General features: G+C 36.5%; 20 protein-coding genes. 7 read left to right on the top strand and 13 right to left on the bottom strand.

Translation table 11 applies throughout. The features are described from left to right. The first annotated feature begins 494 nt into the window (after positions 1-494). On the top strand, positions 495-1,373 hold the full coding sequence (locus ACIR131C_RS0108065) for a three-Cys-motif partner protein TcmP (protein ID WP_028089780.1): 879 nt from the start codon (positions 495-497) through the stop codon (positions 1,371-1,373). Here the strand turns inward: ACIR131C_RS0108065 and ACIR131C_RS0108060 are convergent. The 3 genes from ACIR131C_RS0108060 to glpX all read right to left on the bottom strand — a co-directional run bounded on the left by ACIR131C_RS0108060 (position 1,363) and on the right by glpX (position 4,735). Continuing rightward, the gene (locus ACIR131C_RS0108060; protein ID WP_028089779.1) at positions 1,363-2,139 is read right to left on the bottom strand and encodes a DUF5131 family protein; all 777 of its coding nucleotides are present in this window, start codon (positions 2,137-2,139) and stop codon (positions 1,363-1,365) included. The two genes, ACIR131C_RS0108065 and ACIR131C_RS0108060, sit on opposite strands and share 11 nt — an antisense overlap. 146 nt (positions 2,140-2,285) lie before the next feature. Then, entirely contained in the window at positions 2,286-3,572 is a 1,287-nt protein-coding gene (locus ACIR131C_RS0108050) for a glutamyl-tRNA reductase (RefSeq protein WP_028089778.1), read from the bottom strand. A 125-nt stretch (positions 3,573-3,697) separates the two neighbouring features. Next, on the bottom strand, positions 3,698-4,735 hold the full coding sequence (gene glpX, locus ACIR131C_RS0108045) for a class II fructose-bisphosphatase (RefSeq protein ID WP_028089777.1): 1,038 nt from the start codon (positions 4,733-4,735) through the stop codon (positions 3,698-3,700). Positions 4,736-5,199: 464 nt separating this feature from the next. Here glpX and ACIR131C_RS0108040 point away from each other — a divergent pair, with 464 nt between their 5' ends. Further along, positions 5,200-5,772 (top strand): type III secretion system chaperone family protein, encoded by a 573-nt coding sequence (locus ACIR131C_RS0108040; RefSeq protein WP_028089776.1) that lies wholly within the window; start codon positions 5,200-5,202, stop codon positions 5,770-5,772. Positions 5,773-5,839: 67 nt separating this feature from the next. Further along, on the top strand, positions 5,840-6,484 hold the full coding sequence (locus ACIR131C_RS0108035) for a DUF3318 domain-containing protein (protein WP_028082655.1): 645 nt from the start codon (positions 5,840-5,842) through the stop codon (positions 6,482-6,484). A gap of 305 nt (positions 6,485-6,789) precedes the next feature. Here ACIR131C_RS0108035 and ACIR131C_RS0108030 read toward each other — a convergent pair whose 3' ends face one another. Then, complete coding sequence (locus tag ACIR131C_RS0108030) at positions 6,790-7,599, bottom strand: 7-carboxy-7-deazaguanine synthase QueE (RefSeq protein ID WP_028089775.1); 810 nt, start codon at positions 7,597-7,599, stop codon at positions 6,790-6,792. A gap of 198 nt (positions 7,600-7,797) precedes the next feature. Here ACIR131C_RS0108030 and ACIR131C_RS0108025 point away from each other — a divergent pair, with 198 nt between their 5' ends. Both ACIR131C_RS0108025 and ACIR131C_RS0108015 read left to right on the top strand, forming a co-directional pair. Continuing rightward, the gene (locus tag ACIR131C_RS0108025) at positions 7,798-8,847 is read left to right on the top strand and encodes a sugar transferase (RefSeq protein ID WP_028089774.1); all 1,050 of its coding nucleotides are present in this window, start codon (positions 7,798-7,800) and stop codon (positions 8,845-8,847) included. A gap of 363 nt (positions 8,848-9,210) precedes the next feature. Then, the gene (locus tag ACIR131C_RS0108015) at positions 9,211-9,666 is read left to right on the top strand and encodes an NADAR family protein (RefSeq protein ID WP_028089773.1); all 456 of its coding nucleotides are present in this window, start codon (positions 9,211-9,213) and stop codon (positions 9,664-9,666) included. On the opposite strand, the gene ACIR131C_RS0108010 is transcribed toward ACIR131C_RS0108015, so the two are convergent. From ACIR131C_RS0108010 to ACIR131C_RS0107970, 9 genes are all read right to left on the bottom strand, one after another. Further along, positions 9,663-11,117 carry a DUF1802 family protein gene (locus tag ACIR131C_RS0108010; RefSeq protein ID WP_071604942.1) on the bottom strand — a complete coding sequence of 485 codons (1,455 nt, stop codon included), beginning with the start codon at positions 11,115-11,117 and terminating at the stop codon, positions 9,663-9,665. The two genes, ACIR131C_RS0108015 and ACIR131C_RS0108010, sit on opposite strands and share 4 nt — an antisense overlap. Positions 11,118-11,267: 150 nt before the next feature. Beyond that, positions 11,268-12,452 carry a hypothetical protein gene (locus tag ACIR131C_RS22230; RefSeq protein WP_196811740.1) on the bottom strand — a complete coding sequence of 395 codons (1,185 nt, stop codon included), beginning with the start codon at positions 12,450-12,452 and terminating at the stop codon, positions 11,268-11,270. 23 nt (positions 12,453-12,475) lie between these two features. Continuing rightward, the gene (locus ACIR131C_RS0108000; protein ID WP_028089771.1) at positions 12,476-13,159 is read right to left on the bottom strand and encodes a hypothetical protein; all 684 of its coding nucleotides are present in this window, start codon (positions 13,157-13,159) and stop codon (positions 12,476-12,478) included. Positions 13,160-13,505: 346 nt separating this feature from the next. Beyond that, positions 13,506-14,456, bottom strand: coding sequence for a DNA-methyltransferase (locus ACIR131C_RS22225; protein ID WP_051347514.1), 951 nt, complete (start codon positions 14,454-14,456; stop codon positions 13,506-13,508). Position 14,457: 1 nt separating this feature from the next. Then, entirely contained in the window at positions 14,458-17,151 is a 2,694-nt protein-coding gene (locus ACIR131C_RS23870; RefSeq protein WP_051347513.1) for a DEAD/DEAH box helicase, read from the bottom strand. A gap of 198 nt (positions 17,152-17,349) precedes the next feature. Next, positions 17,350-17,565, bottom strand: a complete 216-nt coding sequence (ndhO, locus tag ACIR131C_RS0107985; RefSeq protein WP_028082649.1) for an NAD(P)H-quinone oxidoreductase subunit O — start codon at positions 17,563-17,565, stop codon at positions 17,350-17,352. 276 nt (positions 17,566-17,841) lie between these two features. Then, complete coding sequence (locus ACIR131C_RS0107980; RefSeq protein WP_028089770.1) at positions 17,842-18,675, bottom strand: DNA-formamidopyrimidine glycosylase; 834 nt, start codon at positions 18,673-18,675, stop codon at positions 17,842-17,844. Positions 18,676-18,936: 261 nt separating this feature from the next. Next, positions 18,937-19,146 (bottom strand): photosystem I reaction center subunit IV, encoded by a 210-nt coding sequence (locus tag ACIR131C_RS0107975; protein ID WP_028082647.1) that lies wholly within the window; start codon positions 19,144-19,146, stop codon positions 18,937-18,939. Positions 19,147-19,353: 207 nt separating this feature from the next. Next, on the bottom strand, positions 19,354-19,938 hold the full coding sequence (locus ACIR131C_RS0107970; RefSeq protein ID WP_028089769.1) for a PAP/fibrillin family protein: 585 nt from the start codon (positions 19,936-19,938) through the stop codon (positions 19,354-19,356). A gap of 271 nt (positions 19,939-20,209) precedes the next feature. On the opposite strand from ACIR131C_RS0107970, the gene ACIR131C_RS0107965 reads away from it, so the two are divergent. Further along, on the top strand, positions 20,210-20,449 hold the full coding sequence (locus ACIR131C_RS0107965; RefSeq protein WP_028089768.1) for a DUF3134 domain-containing protein: 240 nt from the start codon (positions 20,210-20,212) through the stop codon (positions 20,447-20,449). Between the two features lie 87 nt (positions 20,450-20,536). Then, positions 20,537-21,643, top strand: a complete 1,107-nt coding sequence (mraY, locus tag ACIR131C_RS0107960; RefSeq protein WP_028089767.1) for a phospho-N-acetylmuramoyl-pentapeptide-transferase — start codon at positions 20,537-20,539, stop codon at positions 21,641-21,643. Positions 21,644-21,952 lie beyond the last annotated feature (309 nt).

Here is a 21,952-nt window from a genome sequence, read left to right as displayed (position 1 = left end):
GCCCGCACCACAAGAGTTTCATGATTCAACTTTGTACTTCATCAGATCGGAAACCGCTGTAAACGGTAAGAGGAATTTCTTGGCTGTCTATTCACCATTGTAATTTGTAGTAATTTGTAGGTTGGGTTGAGGAACGAAACCCAACATCAACCACACTACGCTATCAGCGAATATAATATGGCTTACGCCACGCTGCGCTATCGCTACTACACAAGCGAACTCCACCTATTCCTGCATAACGCACGCAAAGGTGGACTAATGAAAAATCAAGGGTTCTAAACCCACGAAGGTGGGTTTTTTTTGTATAGCCGCGTTGGCGTAGGGCGTGCTGGAAGCATCTTTCTAATCGCCCAAGAGAGTATGAATTTAGACTTTTCAAACGACCTCTTATACTTAACCGAAAAACTACAAAATTTAAAATATTTTGGTGTCATTTATAGAAATTCAGTAATTTATACTCTATTATAATCAGAGTATAGATAGAAGCATTACTTATGAGTAACGATTCCTTCTTTGATGAACCGAAAGAGCAATCTTTGGTAAAAGCCAGAATTGTTGAGAAATATTTTTGGGTTTGGGCAAAGGTGATTATCCCGACTGCTAAACAAGCAGGTAATAAAATTGCTTACATAGACCTTTTCGCTGGTCCAGGTAGATATAAAGATGGCTCAAAATCAACACCTATAAAAGTTTTAGAAACAGCAGTTGCTGACTCAGATATGCAAAATATGCTGAAAACATTATTTAATGATGCTAATTCTGAACATACCAATTCTCTCCAAAAAGCTATAGATGAAATTACTGGCATTGATGATTTAAAATATAAACCTCAAGTAACCAATTTTGAAATTGGTGAAAAGAATCTTGAAATATTTTTTCATGTTCCTACACTATTTTTTTTAGACCCATACGGTTATAAAGGATTGTCGCTTAACCTTATTTACTCAGTTGTGAAAAATTGGGGCTGTGATTGCCTCTTCTTTTTTAATTACAATCGTATAAATATGGATTTAACTAATGCCATTGTTGAAGACAATATAAATGACTTATTTGGCAAACAAAAAGCAGATAAAATTCGCCAAGAATTAAAATTAATGACATCAGAAAATAGAGAAATTGCTATTATAAAAACTATTTGTGACGCATTAAAAGAAATGGATATTGAATATGTTCAACCGTTTCGTTTTAAACATGAAAAGAAAAAACGTACAAGCCATCACTTAATTTTTGTCAGTAAAGATAAAAGAGGCTATAAAATCATCAAAGATATCATGGCTAAAGAAGGTAAAATTACAGCCGAACCACCTGTTAATAAACGAAAAAAAAATACTTTTGGAGATTCTGTTAAAGTTACATTTCCCTTTAAGCAGTAAGTCCTAAGCTTTCCGTTTTCACTAATAATTTCCTTGGAGATTTACCCCAGGTATTTTGATGCTCTTTCCACGCTTCTGGCATTTCATCCCATATTTTACCATCTAATAACTTACCACCAGCTTTAGAAGTTCTACCACCAATTTGCTTAAAGAAAAATGCTACTTCTGCTTTTTGACATTGGTCACGAATTTCTTCAGCCCATTCAATTTTCATCGGACGATGTTTTTGACCAGATTCGCCACCAACAATCACCCAATCAATATTTATCAGGTCAAGGTTTAATGAACCTAACAATGGTTCACAGGACAGAAAACGCACATTTGCCGGCACTTGACGCAGTAAATCAATACGAGAAACATAACTTTGATTTTCCACTGATACACCTAACCAGATATTTTTATGAAACTCTAGATGTGGCGCTAATTCAACTAATCTTTCAGGTCTTTTTGTTAATATTTGATATATATGATGAGGTGTAGCCTGAATCACTTTAAATACCTTGTGAATAAAATCTAAAGGTACTTCTTCATGAAAAAGATCACTCATGGAATTAACAAAGATTCTACTGGGAGTACGCCATTTTAAAGGTTCTGTCAATCTTTCTGGATATAGAGTTAAATCAAATCCGTTTTTAAAGTTATTAGGAAAGCGTTTAGTAATAGCTTCTGCATAACAATGTAAGCAACCCGGACTAACTTTGTGACAACCAGTTGTAGGATTCCAAGTTTTATCTGTCCACTCAATACCCGTATTTATACTAGACATAATAATTTAAACCTGAAAGAGTAATAAAAAGAGTCATAAATTTTGGATTCTGTTTCTAGGATAACCAAAAGTATCAAAGCCAAGTCCAAAGCAAAACAGGGATTTTTAGCCGCAATGGCATCATTTATCCCCATTTTTTGCCAATTTCAGCTAAATTGCTCCTCTGCATCCAAATTAAATAACATTTGTAGAGTTTGCATACATCGTCTTCTCGCTTCTACATCTTCCTGGGCGCGTAATTGCACCATAGGGTCATGCAAAATTTTATTAACTATTCCCCGTGTTAAAGCTTCAATGATTTCTTGATGTTTTTCGCTAAATTCTGAACCCAAGCGCGATAAAGCTTTTTCTAATTCTTGTTCGCGGATAGTCTCTACTTTATTGCGTAAAGAACTAATTGTAGAAACAGTTTCTAAACTGCGCCACCATACTTCAAAAGCCCCTACTTCCTCGTTTAATATCTTCTCAGCTTCTTGCGCCATTTGGCGGCGACTTTCATAATTTTGCGCGACAACGGCTTTCAAGTCATCAACATTAAAGGCTTTAACATTGGCTAAACCATTAACATCTGCATCTACGTTTCTAGGTACGGAAATATCAAATAACATTAATTGTTGATTTGGTTCTAGTACCATTTCTAACTTAGCCCGATTAAGAATGGGTTCTGTTGATGAAGTGCTAGTAAATACTATATTACTTTCGGCAATAACTGACATCATCTCTGGCAGCAAATGGACTTGTATAGGTTGTTCTGGGAACAAATTTGCTAGTTCTTCAGCCCTACCACGGGAACGATTAACAATACTAATTTGAGTTGCACCTTTAGAAATCAGGTGTTGTACAAGTAACCTGGACATTTTCCCAGCGCCAAGAATAGACACGCGATAAATAGACAAATTTTCTACCTTCATCTGTGCTAATTCTACTGCCGCCGAACTGATGGAAACTGCACCAGTACCAATACTGGTTTCCGTGCGAACTCGTTTACCTGCGGTGAGAGCTTGTTTAAATAACCGATTTAAAATGGTTTTGATGCCATTAAATTGCTGTCCGAGTTTATGAGTATGTTTAACTTGAGCTAATATCTGACCTTCACCTAATACGAGACTATCCAAACCAGCCGCAACCCGTAAAATATGTGTTACAGCATCACCGTGGATTAATATAAACAGATGATGGCGCAAAGAGACTATAGGTAGTTTACTATGTTCAGAAAGGAACTGAGTAACCTCGTGAATCCCTTGAGTAGTTTCGTTACTGACAATATAAATTTCTAGGCGGTTACAAGTGCTGAGAATAGCAACCTCATCAATATGAGGATAACTGAGAAGATGAGCGATCGCTCCTTCGATTTGAGCTTCGGGAATACTTAATTTTTCTCTAACTTCTATTGGGGCTGTTTTATGGCTTAACCCCACCACTGCAATATTCATTTCTTAAATGGGTAATTGTTAATGGGTAATGGGTAATGGTAATAGGTAATCGGTAATCGCTAATGGGTTTGTTCACTCTGCACTCTATACCCAATCGCCAATTACCAATCACCAATCACCAATTCTTAGTGCAATTGAATAACCTTAGGTTGCTCGGCCATGTGAATGGTATCTACAAAGCGAGCAGTTTTAGACTGGGTAGAAATAACCAAGCTTTGAGTTCTAGCGCCACCGTGGAAGAAGCGTACACCTTGCATCAAGTTACCACTGGTGATACCGCAAGCAGCAAAAAGAACCGTTTCCCCGGATGCGAGTTCATGAGCATCATAAACCTTATCAGGGTCAGTGATACCCATTGATGTGAGACGATCTAAGTTTGCTTCCTTGCTTTCGCCGATCAAACCTGTTTTCACTATTGCTGGATCGTAGATCAATTGACCTTGGAAGTGTCCACCTAAAGCCCGCATAGCTGCGGCAGAAATTACACCTTCAGGAGCAGCACCAATACCCATGAGTGCATGAACGTTAGTACCAGCAAAACCGCAAGATAAAGCTGCACCTACGTCACCATCAGAAATTAATTGTACTCTTGCGCCAGCTTCACGAATTTCCTTAATTAAATCGTTGTGACGTTCGCGCTTCATGACAATGACTACAAGTTCTTCAATAGAGCGACCTAGACACTCAGAAAGAATCTTGAGGTTTTCTGTTGCTGATTTGTTGATATCAACTTTACCTTTAGCTGCTGGTGGTGCTGCTAACTTCTTCATGTAGAAGTCGGGAGCCGCAAATAAACCACCTTTTTCAGAAATTGCTAAAACAGCCATTGAACCGGGTTGTCCATAGGCTACGAGGTTTGTACCTTCGCAGGGGTCAACAGCGATATCAATTTCCATTAATTCATCAGGCTTACAGAAGTTTTTAGCATCTTCACGAGTACAGATGCCAACTTCTTCACCGATGTAGAGCATGGGAGCATCATCCCGTTCACCTTCACCGATGACAATGCGGCCGCGCATCTGGATTTTGTTCATCCGTTCGCGCATAGCTTCCACAGCTACTTGGTCAGCAATGTTCTTTTCGCCTTTACCCATCCACTTTGCAGAGGCGATCGCCGCTTGCTCAACTACTTCAATAATCTCTAAACCAATTGTATTTTCCACGGAATTTGCCCTCTAAATTATTTGTCAAGTACGTTTTTTTTAGCTATTTCAGTTTTTAAGTCTACCAAAGTGCGGATACAGATGGAAAAAAGACTTGACTGATAACTGTGTTAAGTTTTGCAACTAAAACTCAACAGAAGATTTTTTCATCCAGTTATATTGACCGAGTTGGGCAAAAATCAAGTAGAAAGGCCGAAAAAACCCAAGTAAGTAGGTAAACGGAAAAAAACCGACATAAGTAACGAAAAGTAAAGTTGCCGAAAACCGTTCGGCTGACGCTCACTGCGAAGCCTGTTCCCTGTTCCCTGTTCCCTGTTCCCTGTTACCTGTTACCTGTTCCCTGTTCCCTTGTCATCACCACAATTTTTCACACCAACGGACTGACTGTACCAATTGAGTAAATGCCTCCACCAGGTTACAATAATTTTGGTGACAGCCTCCCTACTGTTCCTTACGAGGCTTTTATGGCAGCAAATCTCACACAGATAGCCAAGTATCTAGATAATCTTGGTTGGCAATACCGTTTTGATGAAGAAGAAGACCGGATTATTACAGGTGTTGAAGCTCAAAACCTAGAAGATTTCCTGATAGTTGTCCAACTGGACGAAGAAGGGAGATTTTTCCGGTTATTTGCGCCTCAAGTTTTAGCGGAAGTGAAAGACCATCCCCACAAAAACGCCATCCTGCAAACCATGCTGGCTATTTCTTGGGAAACCAAAATGCTGCAATGGGAATACGATCCCTCCGATGGTGAAATCCGGGCTATCATTGAATTTCCCCTGGAGGACTCCATGCTCACCGAAAAACAATTTAACCGTTGTCTGAGCGGATTGATCCAAATTGTGGATAGCATTGCTGTGCCGCGTTTGCAGGAAGTAATGGAAACAGGAGAAGATCCGGGAAATATAGACTTGGGAGAAAGATTATTGTTGAGTATTCAAGAACAAGCTCCTGGATTATTAGAACTCCTAGAAAAAGCCATGGAAGCGCGGAAAAAGCGTGGTAGTTTTGCCGATGAATCAGAGGATAACTACTGAAATCGCTAAACTGGAAAGTGATAACCTAATCATATACAAAAAAGAAATTTTGTAGGGCTGGATTTTTATGACATCCTATGCAACTTCCTCTGCTAAAGCGGAAATGAGTGAACTTCGGCGGTTAAAAAGTTTACTACCGCCAGAATTACAAAGTTGGGTAACGGTTGAAGGCACAACTGAGGTTAATCCACCTCTGATTCGTTGCGAAGAAATCGGTAAAGACCAAGTAGAAATTCAAATTGACTTGGTAAAATGGGATGCTCTGGCAATGGATCAGCGTAATTTGCTGTTTTGGCACGAAGTGGCTCGTGTTCAAAATGACACCATTCCTAAAGATGGCTGGGAAATGGCTGCCCTGGCCATTGGTTTAGGTGGTGCGGTGGGTGAATTGTGGGTACAAGATGGATTATTACTAGTATTAGCTTTAGCTCTATGTGGCGTTTCCGGTTGGCGACTATACCAAAAAAATAATGGGGACAAACAAATTAAAGAATTGCTAGATGCTGACGAAAAAGCGATCGCTCTAGCCACCCGCTTTGGTTATAGTTTACCTAACGCTTATAAAAGTCTTGGTAGTGCCTTAAAAACCTTAGTTGAAAACACTCCTAGCAAACGTCAGCGTTCTCGATACGAAGCTAGACTTTCTGCTCTTAAACGCAGCGCTAACAAAGCTAAATCTAAATCTAGAAATGGCGACGCTGGTGAACTCTAAAATCACCAGCAGCATCTTCACAGTTAGTGGGGTGGGCAACCCCCAACCCACAAAGATATTTAATTAAGTAGGTTGGCGTTAAAAATTGTCGTTATGACAAGGGAACAGGGAACAGGGAACAGGAAATAGGTTACAGGAAATAGGTTACAGGAAATAGGTTACAGGAAATAGGTTACAGGAAATAGGTTTTGGGCAACTTTACTTTTCGTTACTTGTGTTGGTTTTTTCCGTTTACCTAATTACTTGGCCACAGTTTTATAGAATCAATAAACTTTATTTTTTTCTTGATGAAAACTTTTTAAATTCTACATTTGATTCAACATTTTATGAGTTTGGGGAATCACACGCACTTGTTTAACAAATCTTTTCATCAAAACTTGCCATTCTAAAACCTGGTCTGGAGTTGGTGCTACCATGACCACAGAACTAAATTTTTGAGCAGCTAAAGAGGCAACGGGTAAAGGGGTAACAGGTTGTAAAAATACCGGAATATCCTCACTGACTTGGGCAACTAACAAAGCTGCCCGTTCTAACTCCTGAACAACTGTACTTTGGGAAACAATTATTTTTACAAATACTTCTAACTTAGAGTTAGAGCATAACTGAAGAAATTTTGTATGTTCTGACCAATAAGTTTCACCGCTGACACTGGGTAGTTTCAAATCCATGCCCACAGAGTCTAGATAGGGGAGAATTATTGCCAAATTTTCTGGGCGATGTCCGCCGGTTTCCAAATAAATTGGTAAACTAGTGAGCGATCGCACTGCGGGCAAAAATTCCGCTAAAAATACTGCATGAAGCAAAGGCTCTCCTCCAGTCAAGCTAATGCTATCGTGGACAAAAGGTAGGTTTTGTCTAGCAACCCAGGCCAACAATGTAGATGATGTAACGGGATTTGGATGAACTTCAAAATCTCGTAATCCAGGGGAAGACTCAATTTGACAGCTAGAGGGTGCATTCCAGGTGTGGGCGCTATCGCAAAAATGACAACGCAGATCACAAAGAGCAAAACGGATAAAAATCTGACGTGTCCCCACATTCAGACCCTCCCCTTGAATTGCAGAAAAGACTTCGATTAGGCGTGCAGTCGAGTTAACTTTATTTTTAGTGGTCATGATGATGATATGAAGTAACGGGAGGATTTGCTTATTTACAACAGCAAGAATTTTGTCAGTTTCTTCTATTGTGAAGCTTGATTAGTGATCTTCTTGCTGATCTTTAAAAATCTACCCATTTGTAATTCATCATACAGATTAAAAATCAGGTTAATTATTTTTTTAAGACCAAATCACATTTAGCAGATTAGATTTTAGATGGCAACTAAAGTGCAGAGCTTCATGAGTAGCCAAACCATACCAGTAGAGTTTTTAGTTACTTACCTCGAAGATGTGGCAATCTTGCAAGTACCAGCGAGGTTGACCGTGGTTGAAGCTATCAGTTTTAAACAAACTTACCAAAACTTAATTCAAGCAGATTCACCACCTCGGCAAATTGTCATTGATTTCCAAAATACTATCTTTATGGATAGTAGTGGTTTAGGTTCTCTGGTCAGTAACTTCAAAAATTCCCAGGAAAAGGGGATTTTAATGACACTGCGTTATGTTACTCCCCAGGTCATGGCAGTTTTAGACCTAACAGGACTAGATCAAGTGTTTCCCATTGAGTCTCTTCAGAACTTATCACCAGTAGCAAACGATGACCTGATAGATACGGGAAAAAATAATTCTCGAAAAGTAGACCCACTTCCGCAAACTCATCCTTCCGTGGCTTCTTGGATGAAACGGGCTATTGATATTGTCGGATCATTGGTTGGGTTAGTAATTACATCTATTTTGTTTATACCCATAGCGATCGCTATTAAAATTGACGATCCCGGTCCGATTTTCTTTAAGCAAACCCGTTGTGGTTGGATGGGTAAACGTTTTGCTATTTGGAAATTTCGGTCTATGTGTGTAGATGCGGAAGCTAAAAAATCCCAAATCAAAAATCAAGTGGAAGGTGCTTTCTTTAAAAATGATCATGACCCCAGAATTACCAAAGTCGGTAAACTGTTACGTCGTACCAGTCTCGATGAATTACCGCAATTTTGGAACGTTCTCAAAGGTGAAATGAGTCTAGTGGGAACTCGACCACCTACAGCCGATGAGGTGGAACGCTACGAAGTACCAGAATGGCAACGTTTCGACGTTAAACCTGGTATGACTGGTGAATGGCAAGTTAAGGGACGTTCTCAAGTCCGTAGTTTTGAAGATGTGATTCGTTTAGATCTACAATATCAAAAAAACTGGAGTTTAGTTTACGATTTAAGGTTGATTCTCAAAACTATCACCATTTTATTTCATAAAAACAGTGGGGCTGTTTAATTTTGCTGTCAAAATTCCCCACATTTGATTTCTCCCGTCCTGTTTTTGTCCTTTACCCCCGATTCTCACCTACCCAAATGCCACTCATACTTTGTATAATTTATTTTGTTATACCCTGGGCATGATTGCACAAAACTCATTTTATTTACCCAAGTCATAAATCGGCTTGGGCTTATTTTTGTCTACAAGGATGTTTGATATCATGTCCGGTTGAATACTTATCATATCTGTTGAGGTTGGTAATGGGTAATAGGTAATTGGGAAAAGGCAATACAATGATCAACTATAGGAGTCCTATATTTCCGATTATTTATTTTGATCATGGCTAATTTTGCTAATTTAGTATAAAAGATAATTTTTCCCATGACTATTTACTTTTATAAAGTTTCTGACCCCTATGGCTGTTTTTCTAATTTTTCCGCTCACGGTATTAATATCGAAGGTACTTACTGGCCAACTGTTGAACATTATTATCAAGCACAAAAGTTTATTGGTAGTCCAGATGCTCCAATTATACCTTTAATTCACGCTGCTGCTACTCCTGAACAAGCTGCTGCTTTAGGGCGTTGTCATTCTCGTTGTCTGCGTCTAGATTGGGAATTGGTAAAAACTCAAGTTATGCGGGTTGGGGTACTACAAAAGTTTATGACTCATGGTGATATTAGGGAGATATTATTATTAACAGGTGATAATCTATTAATAGAGGATTCACCTATAGACTATTTTTGGGGCTGTGGTGCTGATGGTACTGGGGAAAATTACCTCGGTAAAATTCTGATGAGTGTACGTGGGGAAATACGGAGAATTAGTTATTTTTAATTAATTGGTAAATCTCGGAGATAATAAAAGCGATCTTTTTTCCAATCATCTTCTTTAATTCTTCCCAAATATCCTGTTAATGGTGATGATAGTTCTATGAGAATATCATATAATTCTCTGTCTTCTAGGTCTTGTGGTGGATGATCATAAAGATATGCTATACAAAGATTACCAACTTGAGCATCTTTAGCACTTGTTTTTTCTAGATGTCTTTTGACGAGTTGGATAATATGCGATCGCAATTTTATCTCTTTTTCTATTTTAGCAATATATTCGTTAATTTTATCATCAATTTGTCCCGGTTCTAAGTATTGTTTTAATTCAAGTAAATTTATCGCACCGGGATATTTTGCTTTGAGTTCTACTAATTTTTGTAATGTCATAGCTTTAATAATACTGACTTTCCATTCTTTTGAGGATTTGAGATTATCTGAAGTAGCGTTACCTGGACCTATTACCAATTTTGCAGAGTTGATAAATTGTTCTCTACCTAAGTGCATTCCACCAAGTTTAATTAATTCCTGAACTGTACCACTAGGAATACTTTTACCTGCTTTACATTCGCACACTAAAGGATAGGGTTGAGAACAATATAAATCTAACCCTCCCGCACCTCCTTTATAAGCATTTTCAACTTTAAATCCTAAAAATTCTAAACTTTGACGAGAGATATTTTCAAAGTCTGTACCCGCTTGATAATTATTTTTTCTCTCTTCTAGTTCTATACTTCTATCTCCTAATGCTGTAATTGTTTTTATCCAATCTAAACTTTTATCTAATTTTGGAATAGTTGGAACACTATACCAGCCTAAAAATTGCTTAATGTCATGATTTAGATTTTTAATGTCTTGGTTAGTTTCTGAAATATTTTCACATTGAAACTGTAAAGCTTCTATATTTTGGTATGGAGAAATATTTCCAGATAAAATTAGGCTTTTTCGTTGGCTAAAACTAGCAGCAGAAACTACAGGAATATCATTTTCACTTGCATGATTTACTATATCTTCAGATTTAGTCCAATAAAATGAACCTGTATCTGTTGGTATATTAACTATACAAGGTTTAGAAAGGCAATAAACTCGCAACATCGAAAATTTGAGAACTTTCTGCTGTTCAAATATATTTTCTAAAGCACTCAAATTCCAAATTGTTGATTGTGCAACTTTCGGTAAAATATCCTTTTGCTCAGGATTAATACGCCATTGATATTCACAACGCGCCCAAAATTTAAGATGAATAGGGTATGTTGAATATTTAGCCCAGGAATTTCTAGCTTTTGCTAAATATTCAGGTTGATAATATTCCTCTAAACTGAGGTTATTTGGGAGTTGTTGACATGGATATAACCAAGATGCTTTACCTTCAGGTTGAAACTGTTTAAAAGGTACTACAATCAATTTTCCCAAAGCCAGCATTTCCACATCAAAAGCTGGTAATTGAATTCCATTCATTATTTGAATACTCATATCACACCGGCGCACTTAAAATTTCACAAATTAATAGATTATCAGCAGCAAGACTTAACTCTTTCACAAATTGTTTTACTTCTTCTTTAGTAAATCCATAGTCTTCAGCTTGTTCATAAATTTTCTGAATCGCTACTAGAGGTTTAATATCATTAAAGAACGCGCACCAGCAGATTCACTAGCAATATGTTTGATTTTACTTTCTTCAAAGGGATATAAATGAGGATAATCTTCAGAGTTGAGATTATTATTTTTATAAAACCAATCTAGTCTGAGTTTAACCAATTCTATAGTCTGTTCAGTAGTAGGTGGTTGGGCTTTAACTGATCTTTGTCCAACTCTATCTGGGATACCACTTCCCATTTGTTCAATTTCTCTCCATGTGTCACTAATAACGCAGCAAATAAGAATTACATTACTACATTGAAAGTAAATTCTATCAATACATTTCGCAACATTTTGAGCAGGACTATCTCCAGAATCATTATCAGTACCAGCATTATCAAGTTGATCAAAACAAATCACAACTGGTAATGATGCTACTTCAGCTAATTTGCAAATTTGCTGTATCATCCAGATAGATTTATCTTCTTGTATATCAAATGAAAATTCTGGTAATCCTATTGTTTTAATCTCTGAATTATCCTCACCTTTAATCCAGGCTAAAGCAATTTGAGCATCTTTGACATTTTTCAACAACAAAAATAATATTGCTCTGAGAAAATTGAAATCAATTCCAGTTTGATTTTCTAAGATTGCTTCCACCAATTCATCAAAAAAGCCTGATAGAGTAGCTTTACTTTGACTAGCTACAATATATTTTCGTAACTCATCAGGTGAATTACATTTTTCAATATATGAGCGATATTTATCCTCAAACTCTGTTCCTTTTAAAGTATTAATTGCGGCTGCTGCTAATTTTTGCCATTGGGTAATGCCTAGACTATCTTGATGAGTGAAACTCTCAGATAAGTAAAAACGTACATGAGAATTAATTCGTTGAGGATTAGCATAAGGACCAATATAGGCGAAAACTGAACCTCCCTCTTGTGTTATTTTTCTCCATAATCTATGGATAACATGACTTTTGCCAGTACCTCTATCACCTTTAATTGCAATTCCAATTTTGCTAGAATACTTTTTACGCACTTCAGAAATTGCATCAAATATTCTTTCGTCAATATGTTGATTTAGTTCAGGTAAATCAGTAATAACATCACCCCAGACTTCATTAGCTGATATTACTGATTTCAGTCGAAAAGGATTTGCAGATTCTTTACGTGCCTTGTCAAATAAGGCATATTTATCTGTGTTTGACATAATTTTTCTCTACTTTACTTTTATCAAGGTTTACTAGCGAAGAATAAAAGACCTCTTATTTCACTATTAATAGAGTCTTGTTTCTGTTCTTCGGTTGCCCCTCGTGCTTCTCCACTTTGGAGATATAATAATTGCTCTGCTTGCATATCCATGATCCAAGTATTAAATTGATCACGTTGTAACCGATTTCCTACCTCTTTGCGTATTTGCCAAATAGGAACTAACCCAGCATGACTATAGCTTTTATCTAGCTTGTCAAATAAATCAAGAATCTCTAATTTAAACTCTTCATAAGAACCAATTACCTCAACCTTAACCCCATTATCTAATACAACGGTCTTGTTTACAACCACATCAACCTGACGAAACCACCGCAATAACGCATTAGCTACCCACGTCCCTATAGTCTTACCTGATTCAAACTCAAACTCATCACTACGCAAACCAGCGCCTAACACATCTAAACCTATTGGTGAATTGAGAGTATAACTAATTGCCGATCCTTTTTTAAGGATAGTAATAGCTCCCTGCCCTTGCAAATCCTCTAAAATGCCTTGATAGTCGGTTATTTTTTGACCCTTAGACACCACCCGCTTGCTTAATTTACCCTTAGCTACCTTCTGTTCATTTGCTCCTAATTCCCACAATGCAAGCAGTAAGCGAGTTTTAGCGTAACTCCCCTGTAAATCCTTATTCTTTGAACTCATGATGATGTGTGTTAAATGACTGAATTATTATAATAAGGATTGTGTTTTTTATGCAACCACAACTAAAATATCGTTAATTTTCTCAATATTTGTCACATATCGCTGAAAATTATGATGATATACGCAAAATATAATGTAGGTGGGGATAATTCATAAATTACCCCCACTCAAGAATAGGGTTTATGGCTACGCTACGCAGGCTATCAGTATATCTTAGGTAACTCCTAATTATGAAAACAAAGTATAAAAATAAAAACAAAAGGCGATCGCATTTTTATCTCTTTTGCTCTCTTTTTCTATCTTATCAATATATTCGTTAATTTTATCATCAAATCCTGGTTTTAAATTAACTTGAAAATATAGGATGACATTGAGGAAGAATATCAAATAATTCAAATTCAGGTTTTACATCAAAAATATTAGGTGGTATTGATTCCATCATATCAAGTTGTTGTACTAAATAAGATCTAATAATGGGATCAATATCACTGACAATACTATGTCTTCCTTCTTCTATAGCCACTCTTGTAGTCACACAACTACCAGCAAAAAAATCTAAAACAACTGAACCAGGATAAGATAGAGAGCGAACAATTCGCTGAATTAATTGACGAGGTTTTTGAGTTGGATGTCCTACACGCTCTTTAGAATTTCCATTTAATCTGGGTATTTTCCAAACATTAGTGGGGTTACGTCCTTTTTCAACACTTTCAGAACGTAAACGTTTATCTTTCATATATTCAATTTTGGTCACTTCATCAAAAGGTTCTCGTACTGCATCTAGATCAAAATAGTATTTTGAAGTCTTTCCAAACCAAGGGATTTCTTCATGACGATTAGCAAAAAAACGATGGGCGCTCATCCCATTTGGATAATTCCAAATAATGAGATTTACCAATCGCATTTTACTATTATATCGCATATCATTTATTAATGTTAATAAGTCTCCAGAACCAGCTTCATCTTGATATTGTAATCCGCCAAAGATGACTATATTTCCTGTTTCTGACAAAACACGCTCAGATTCTCGCAACCAACGAGAAGCCCAATTTAGATAATTTTCATGTATATCCCAATTAGCTAATTTTATGTTATATGGTGGATCACATACAATTAACTGTACTGAATTATCAGGTAAGAGAGATAATAAATCACAACAATCCATAATTAGAGAACTATGAAACGTTTTTTTTGGTTTTTCCGTTGAAATTATCTGTTCAGAAGCATGAGCTAACCCACGCTTTTTTATAGCGTTCATTCCAATATGTTTTGTATTATTTTGGGAACGATTACCCATATTAAACCTCTATATAATCTAAATCAGTTAAATGGTAATTTTCTGTTAAAAAATCACTGCCAAAAAGTTCACGCACAATACTTAAATTGTGATTATCCAACATATTAGCATTATTTGGCCATGCTGCTTTTACTGCTTCATATCTTGTTTGAGTTAATGTTTCATCCTCATCTTTAATAGATTTAACTAAATTGGGAATTAACATTAATTTTTTGATTGTAATATCTGAACGGTTAATTTCTATGATCCCACAAGCATTAAGTATATTTAACAAAAAAGGACATCTACGCTTTGATGCTTCCTCCGTAGCTGGTTCAATTCCTTCTTGTTCACAAAAACGTTTTACAAAGGGTGTGGAAAAGAAATCTTGATAGATTCTCTGTTTTTCTACTGTATTATTCCTAACTATATGATATAAGAAAGCTATCATTTGCTGTACTGCTGGTACATTTATAAACAATTCTAAAACAATTTTTTTAGCCCGCTTATCTCGTTGTATTATATTCATAATAAATTGATTATAATACAATTCTTGATATACCATTTGAGTGCTAGGTATATCACCTTCTTTTGAAGGAAAACTCAAATTAATATTTCTTAGTGCTGGTTCTAAAATTTGACGAAGTTTAAAACCTAAAGCAGTTAAAGTAGGTTTCCAATCTTGATTATTTGGTATTTTTCGATCATCTTCTAAAATTCCTAACTCCATAGCGGCTTGCAATTTATACTTTAGTTGTCGTTGATAACCACTAATGCGATCATCTTTATCTAATTTACCACGCATTCTAATATAACGTTTATCAAAATGAGTTTTATCTTGTGATGGTAAGCCAAAATACCAAAGAATAGATAATATATGTCCTAAATGAGTACCTTGAGGATAATGATAGCTTGCTTCTGTATACTCACCTACATCTTGTAAAAATTTCAGCCATGTTTGCCAGCTTTGAGTATATAAATTACTTTTGTATTTTCCCTGTTCATCTAAATCTTGTTTTGTTGGTTTACGTTGTAATCTTTCAGCTAGTTCAAAATAAGCATTTTTAAGATCATCTTTATCTATTCCTAAATCTTCAGCATCTTGTCTATTTAAAATTTCTTCTACTTGCTCATCAAATTTTACTTCACATCCAGTTGAATACTCATAAGTTAATTTTTTAATACGCTTACCATTACCATTTTCTTCTTTTACCTCCTGACTACTGCTTTTAGCTAAATATTTTCGTACTTGATTAGCGCGTTTATAATTACCAATAAAGTCTAGTATTCTCACTCTATCTTTACCAGTACATAAGCGTAAACCTCTACCTAACTGTTGCAAGAAAACAGTTTTTGATTCTGTTGGACGCAAGAAAAGAAGTACACGAATATCAGGAAAGTCAATACCTTCATTAAATAAATCTACTGTAAATACTACTTGATAATTATTTTTACGAAAACTCTCAATTAAATTATCGCGGTTTGCACTACGAGAATGTATTGCAGTTGCTTTGACTCCATTGTCATTAAAAAACTCAGCCATTCTATCTGCGTGTTCTATGGAAACACAAAAACCAATGGCTTTATCCCCTGCACCTTTATCTTCATCTAAATATGCTTTTAATATAGCTTCATTTCTTTCAGGAATAATTAAGAGTCTTTCCAAATCATCAACTCGATAACTTTGATTTTGATAACGGATTTTAGAGTAATCAACATTATCGGTTAATCCTATATAAGTATAAGGAACTAACAAACCACGTTCAATTACTTCATCGAGAGAAATTTCATAAATATTATGATATTCAAATAATTCAAATATATCTTTTCTATCAGTTCTATCTGGGGTTGCTGTCATTCCCAGCATAAATTTTGGTTGGAAGTATTTTAGTAATGCCTGATATGATAATGTTTGACTATGATGAACTTCATCAATCACAATATAATCAAAGTAATCACGGGTAAACTTTGCTAACTCTTCTGATTGTCTTAATGTATCTTTACTAGGAAATAAAACATCACATTCTTTTTCTCTATACTTTTCTTCACCTGTTAGTTTTCCTGCATTAAGATTTCCCCACACTTTACGGTATGCCTCTATACTTTGTGTTAATATATCTAGCCTATGAACTACAAATAAAACACGGCCACCCATGCGTTTTGCATCTAAAGCAGATAAAATAGTTTTACCTGTACCAGTAGGCATAATGATTATACCTTTATTTAATTTTCTCACATTGCGAAAATAATCTAATACTTCTAATACTTCATTTTGAATTGCGTTAGGTTTTAAACTATATTCACTGAGTAAGTTAGGCGCGTATTTAGTAATTAAATTACGAATACTATCTTTAACTATTGCTCTCCATCTTGGAGATTGTAATTGATTATATGAAAAACGTAGTAGTTTATAACCTCGTCCCAATATCTCATTTTGACGGAATAAATTATCATCAAATTGTTCATGTGGTATGATTCCCTCAGCGTGATAACTTTCTCCATTGACTTCAAAGGCAATTTTTACATTATTCTCATCATCGTGATATGCAAAATCAATACGTCTGTTTTTACCGGTGCTATCAATAAAAACATACTGTGGCTCTATTTTACCAATATTTGATTTTAGTAAGGGATAAAGAAACTCCTCTATAAATAAGCGTTCTGATGCTTGAACTATACGAGAATCATATTTTCCGTAGTATTCTTCAATGTTCATAATTTATTTTTAATTTATACTGAATTATTATAATCAGGATTGTGTTTGTTATGCAACGACAGCTAAAATATCCTTAATTTTCTGAATATTCGTGACATATCGCTGAAAATTATAAAAACAAAAATAAACCGTAAATATACGTAATTGAATCCCCGACTTCTTCAAGAGGTCGGGGATCTGGAGAGGACTTGAGAGTGATTAAACGAACTCTTCCAACTGTTCTAATTTTAACCAAATATTTGGCGTTGGTACTCGTCCAAACTTAACCAAAGCATAGTCACCCTTGATATCAACAACTTCCCCTTGAGTCTCAAATAAATAACTAGGAAAGCGGGAATCACTAGCTTTAGCTTCCAGACTATTTTCCAACTTTTCCCGAATAGCGCGAACCATATTCCCTTTTTTCACAGCCATAAGTTACCTTCGTTCCAAAATAAACGCCTTCACTGCAAATTTTATCTTGTAACTTTAACCCAAGGCTAATTTCTTTTATTAAAACAAATAACCGCCGATTTTCAAGTCAACCCCTTGGCAGCAAATTTTTATATATTAAATTATAAGATCGTAGTTCTTACTCGTCGGTTCTATTATAACAGATTTCAAAGCCATTGTCAACCCCCTAATTCTCTTTTTTCGCGTTTTTTATTGGCAAATTTTGGGGAGGTCTTTGGGTCTTGGTGCGAAATATGATTATTTTTGACAATGAGAACAAAAATGGCTAGAACGACCACCTAATTTAATTCGCTGTATGATGTTACCACAAATTTTACAAGGTTTGCCAGCCCGATTATAAACCCAAGCAGCACCGCCATAATTACCGTTAACGCCTTGAACGCTGAGAAAATTACTAAAAGTTGTCCCTCCTGCGGCAATACTAGCTGATAAAACTTCAATAATAGCGATTCGCAACAGTTCAATTTGGGGAGTTTGTAATTCTATCCCAAGGGTTGTCGGTAAAATACCACTTTTAAATAAGGCTTCATCAGCATAAATATTACCTAATCCTGCCACCACGGACTGATCTAATAATCCAGTTTTAATGGGACGACGGGATTTTTTTAATTTACTGGCAAAATACTCTATTGTAAATTCTGGATCAAAGGGGTCAAGGGCTAATTTGCCTAAACCTGTAATAATGCTTTCTACAGCCATCTGATCAGGAACATACCACATTTTTCCGAAAGTGCGCTGGTCAACAAAGCGCAATTCATGACCTTCGGAGAAAAATAAGCGGACTCTGGTATGTTTATGTAAAGGTTGATTTTGCTCTACCCATAATAATTGACCAGTCATTCGCAAATGAACACCCAGGAAAGAATCGGAACTAAGTTGAGCGAGAAGATATTTGCCGCGACGATGCCAGGTAGTTATCTTAGTGCCTTTAATTTTATCAATAAACTCATTAGCAGAAAATGGATAGACAATAGTGCGTTCTAGCAAGACATTTCCATCCGTAATTTCTCGATTCAGGGTGAATTGATTTAAACCTCTGCGGACTGTTTCAACTTCGGGCAATTCAGGCATGAAAGTAAATAATATTTTAAAAAAACGTATAGTTCAAGACAGAATGGATAGGATATTTGACTAGACTTGAATGATAACATCTGCCCAAAACTTAGTCCAGACTTACGCAAAAGATAAAGAAAGTAGCGGTAATTGGTGAATTACCGCGAGAATGGAATTTATGGCTATGCCATGGAGACTATCAGTGAGACCTTGCGTAAGTCCCGGTGATATGATTAATTGTTAGCGTAGGCTACTTTTAATCAAACTCCTGTCGGTTGTTTACTTTGCTTTAGCAGCGGGTGCTGCTACTTCGAGTAATTCATCTACAGCAAAGTTGTTAGTATTAACACCAGAGTAGTTAACTTTGTCAAATCTGACAATTACAGGGTATTTGATGGCGCTTTTTTCAATAGAAGCGACTGTACCAACTTCCTGAAACCAGTAGGACTCAGGACGAAGAATACGGACTTTAGAACCACGTTGAACCATGATGTATCTTCCCTTTTGAAGAATGAATGCCGTAAATTAGGGCTGATTGTTCTCACTCTACAACAACAGAGGCGTGTCCTTGGGTTTTGTTAAGTTATTTATCAAATAACCATTGATGGGTAATGAATTGTTAATCTTGTCAATGACCCCTTGACATAGTAAACGCAATAGTGTAAGTTCGTTGGCAAACACTTCTTGCAAAATGTTCTATGTCTTACTCAATACAAAAACGTTACCTTCGTTCCCCCTGGCAATACGGAGGTCATCATCAAGATAAGTGATATCTAACCAAGCTTGTTGTTGTTGACTTTGAATGGGAAAATCAAAAGCTAATTTATTTTGAAAATGTCCAGATTCAATTTGTTGGACAAAATTCCCTGGTGTTGTATAGCCAATTAAACGCTGGAAACCAATGATAGAACGCTGGAATTTAACTTGTAGACGAGATGGTGATAGTGGTGTAAATTGAGCAACAACGCTGACTAATCCCTCCAAGGCAGGAATACCGTAGATTTCAGCTATGTTATAAACACTGTTAGTTTCTACCCGAATACATTGGTAAATCTGACCGAGTTGAAAAAATGGCAGACGATCTATCTTTAATAAAGCCTTGCTTGTGGTGTATAGTAGTCGCCAGTCGCCTTCTAGTAAATTACTAGCTAATGGACGTGGTGTAGGATTAAAATCTTCTAGGTTAGCGATCGCTGCTAAAATAGCTTGTTGTTGTGCAGCATTGACCAACAAACCGCGATTTGTGCCAGCAACTATATCTATGAGATTTGACTTAATCATTGTTTTTTACCTCAAGAGTATACATAATGAAACAGTATCAAGGAGATATAAATGTCCCCTATCTATAAGCATACAACTCTAAAATCTGGACTTTTTAGCTACCATTTAGTTAGTAATTAAGCAAATCACCCCCAGGAAAGGATAAAAATTTTGTTGATTTTGTTTAATTCGGATAAAGCAATTAAAGAGTTGAATCAAGGATAAAATAACTCGTATCAAATGATAGACTGTTAATGTCTAGTTAGATAAACCTTTAGGTGTGATTGTTGATATGTTAGATTCTCCCCTACGCGAAGCGCCCAGAAACCAGCGAGCAGCGGTTATTCCGGTCAAACAGGAATCCTCCATGTTAGACTGGTTACGACTAAGTGGCCGACTGATAGCCCGTGAAGTCCATGAAACAGACTCCCGGGAAGATGTAGAAGTAATATCCGATTTTCTGATCGCAGACGACGGAATTGGTGATATTGATTACGATGACGATGATGATATAACTATTGATGAAGATTAGGTGTGAGTATTTTGGGATACGGACACCAAATATTGGCAATATTGTTTGATTTAGATTTTTTGTAAGTGTGGAGTGAAGGATTTTTTTGTGGACGCTAAGTTTAAATTATCTCCTAACCAAGGTTTGAATTTTTCGGGAATTAGGTTAGCTTCAATGCTAACAATGTTACTAACTACAACTTCCTTGATTTTAGATTGGGTGGGGCAGAGGCATCCCTGGTATACTACCTCCTTAACCTTACCTCTTTTCTTGTGTGCTACAATCGTAGGTGTGCTTGGCCAACGGGTCATACCTATTTTACAAGCACTAAAAACCGGTCAAATTATCCGGGAAGATGGACCCCAAGCACATTTAAAAAAAGCAGGAACTCCAACGATGGGGGGTATATTTTTTATCCCTGTGGCTGTAGTAGTTGCTTGTATACTATGTAACTTTTCTCAAGATGTAGTTGCTGTTTCCGCTTTAACTCTGAGTTACGGTTTAATTGGCTGGTTAGACGACTGGCAAATTTTGCGGCGTAAATCAAATAAAGGCATATCTCCTAAGACGAAATTGGCTTTACAAGTTATCTTTGGGGCGCTGTTTTGTTTCTGGCTGATGCTTAAAGGTGATTTTAGCATAACTAATATCCATTTGCCTTGGGCGGGTTTATCCTTGCCTTTAGGATTGTTGTTTTGGCCTCTAGCGGGTTTTGTCTTAGTCGCGGAGAGCAATGCTACTAATTTAACAGATGGTGTGGATGGTTTAGCAGCGGGAACAGTAGCGATCGCTATTTTCGCATTGGGTGTGATCATTTCCCCAACTTCTCCCGACTTAATGGTTTTCTGTGCTGCTGTCAGTGGTAGCTGCTTAGGATTTCTAGCCTATAACCGCAACCCAGCTAGTGTTTTCATGGGTGACACTGGTTCTTTAGCCCTGGGTGGGGCTTTAGCTGCTGTCGCGTTGGTGACAAATTCTTTAGTATCATTGTTTATCCTGAGTGGGATTTTCTTTGTAGAAACCCTTTCTGTCATGGCTCAAGTCAGTTATTATAAAGCGACCAAAGGACCAGACGGTAAGGGTAAGCGATTATTTAAAATGGCTCCTTTACATCATCATTTAGAATTAACTGGTTGGTCAGAATTACAAGTAGTGGCAGTTTTTTATATGGTTGCTGCTGTTCTCGCTTTTGTTTGTATTATCAGCATAAAATAAGCAGATTTAATCATCGAATTTTTCAGGAAAATAAACTCAAAACCTGCAAATGTGGAGCAATCTAAATTTGCAGGTAATTTTTTCGATGCTGTAGTTCGTAATTATGCAATACTTAATATATAATATTCTTTATTAAGTAGGTAAGCGGAAAAAAACCGACATACAGCACTTCCCGGTGTTATAAGGTACATATCTAGCGGGCAAGATGCCCGCACCACAAGAGTTTCATGATTCAATTTTGTACCTCATCAGTGCGGAAAATGCTGTAAGTAACGAAAAGTAAAGTTGCCCAAAACCGTCACAGCGAAG

Origin of the sequence: Dolichospermum circinale AWQC131C, assembly GCF_000426905.1 — a bacterium.
Lineage (GTDB): Bacteria > Cyanobacteriota > Cyanobacteriia > Cyanobacteriales > Nostocaceae > Dolichospermum > Dolichospermum circinale.
The sequence above is the reverse complement of the archived record's forward strand: the minus strand, read 5'-3'. Positions and strand labels throughout refer to the sequence as shown.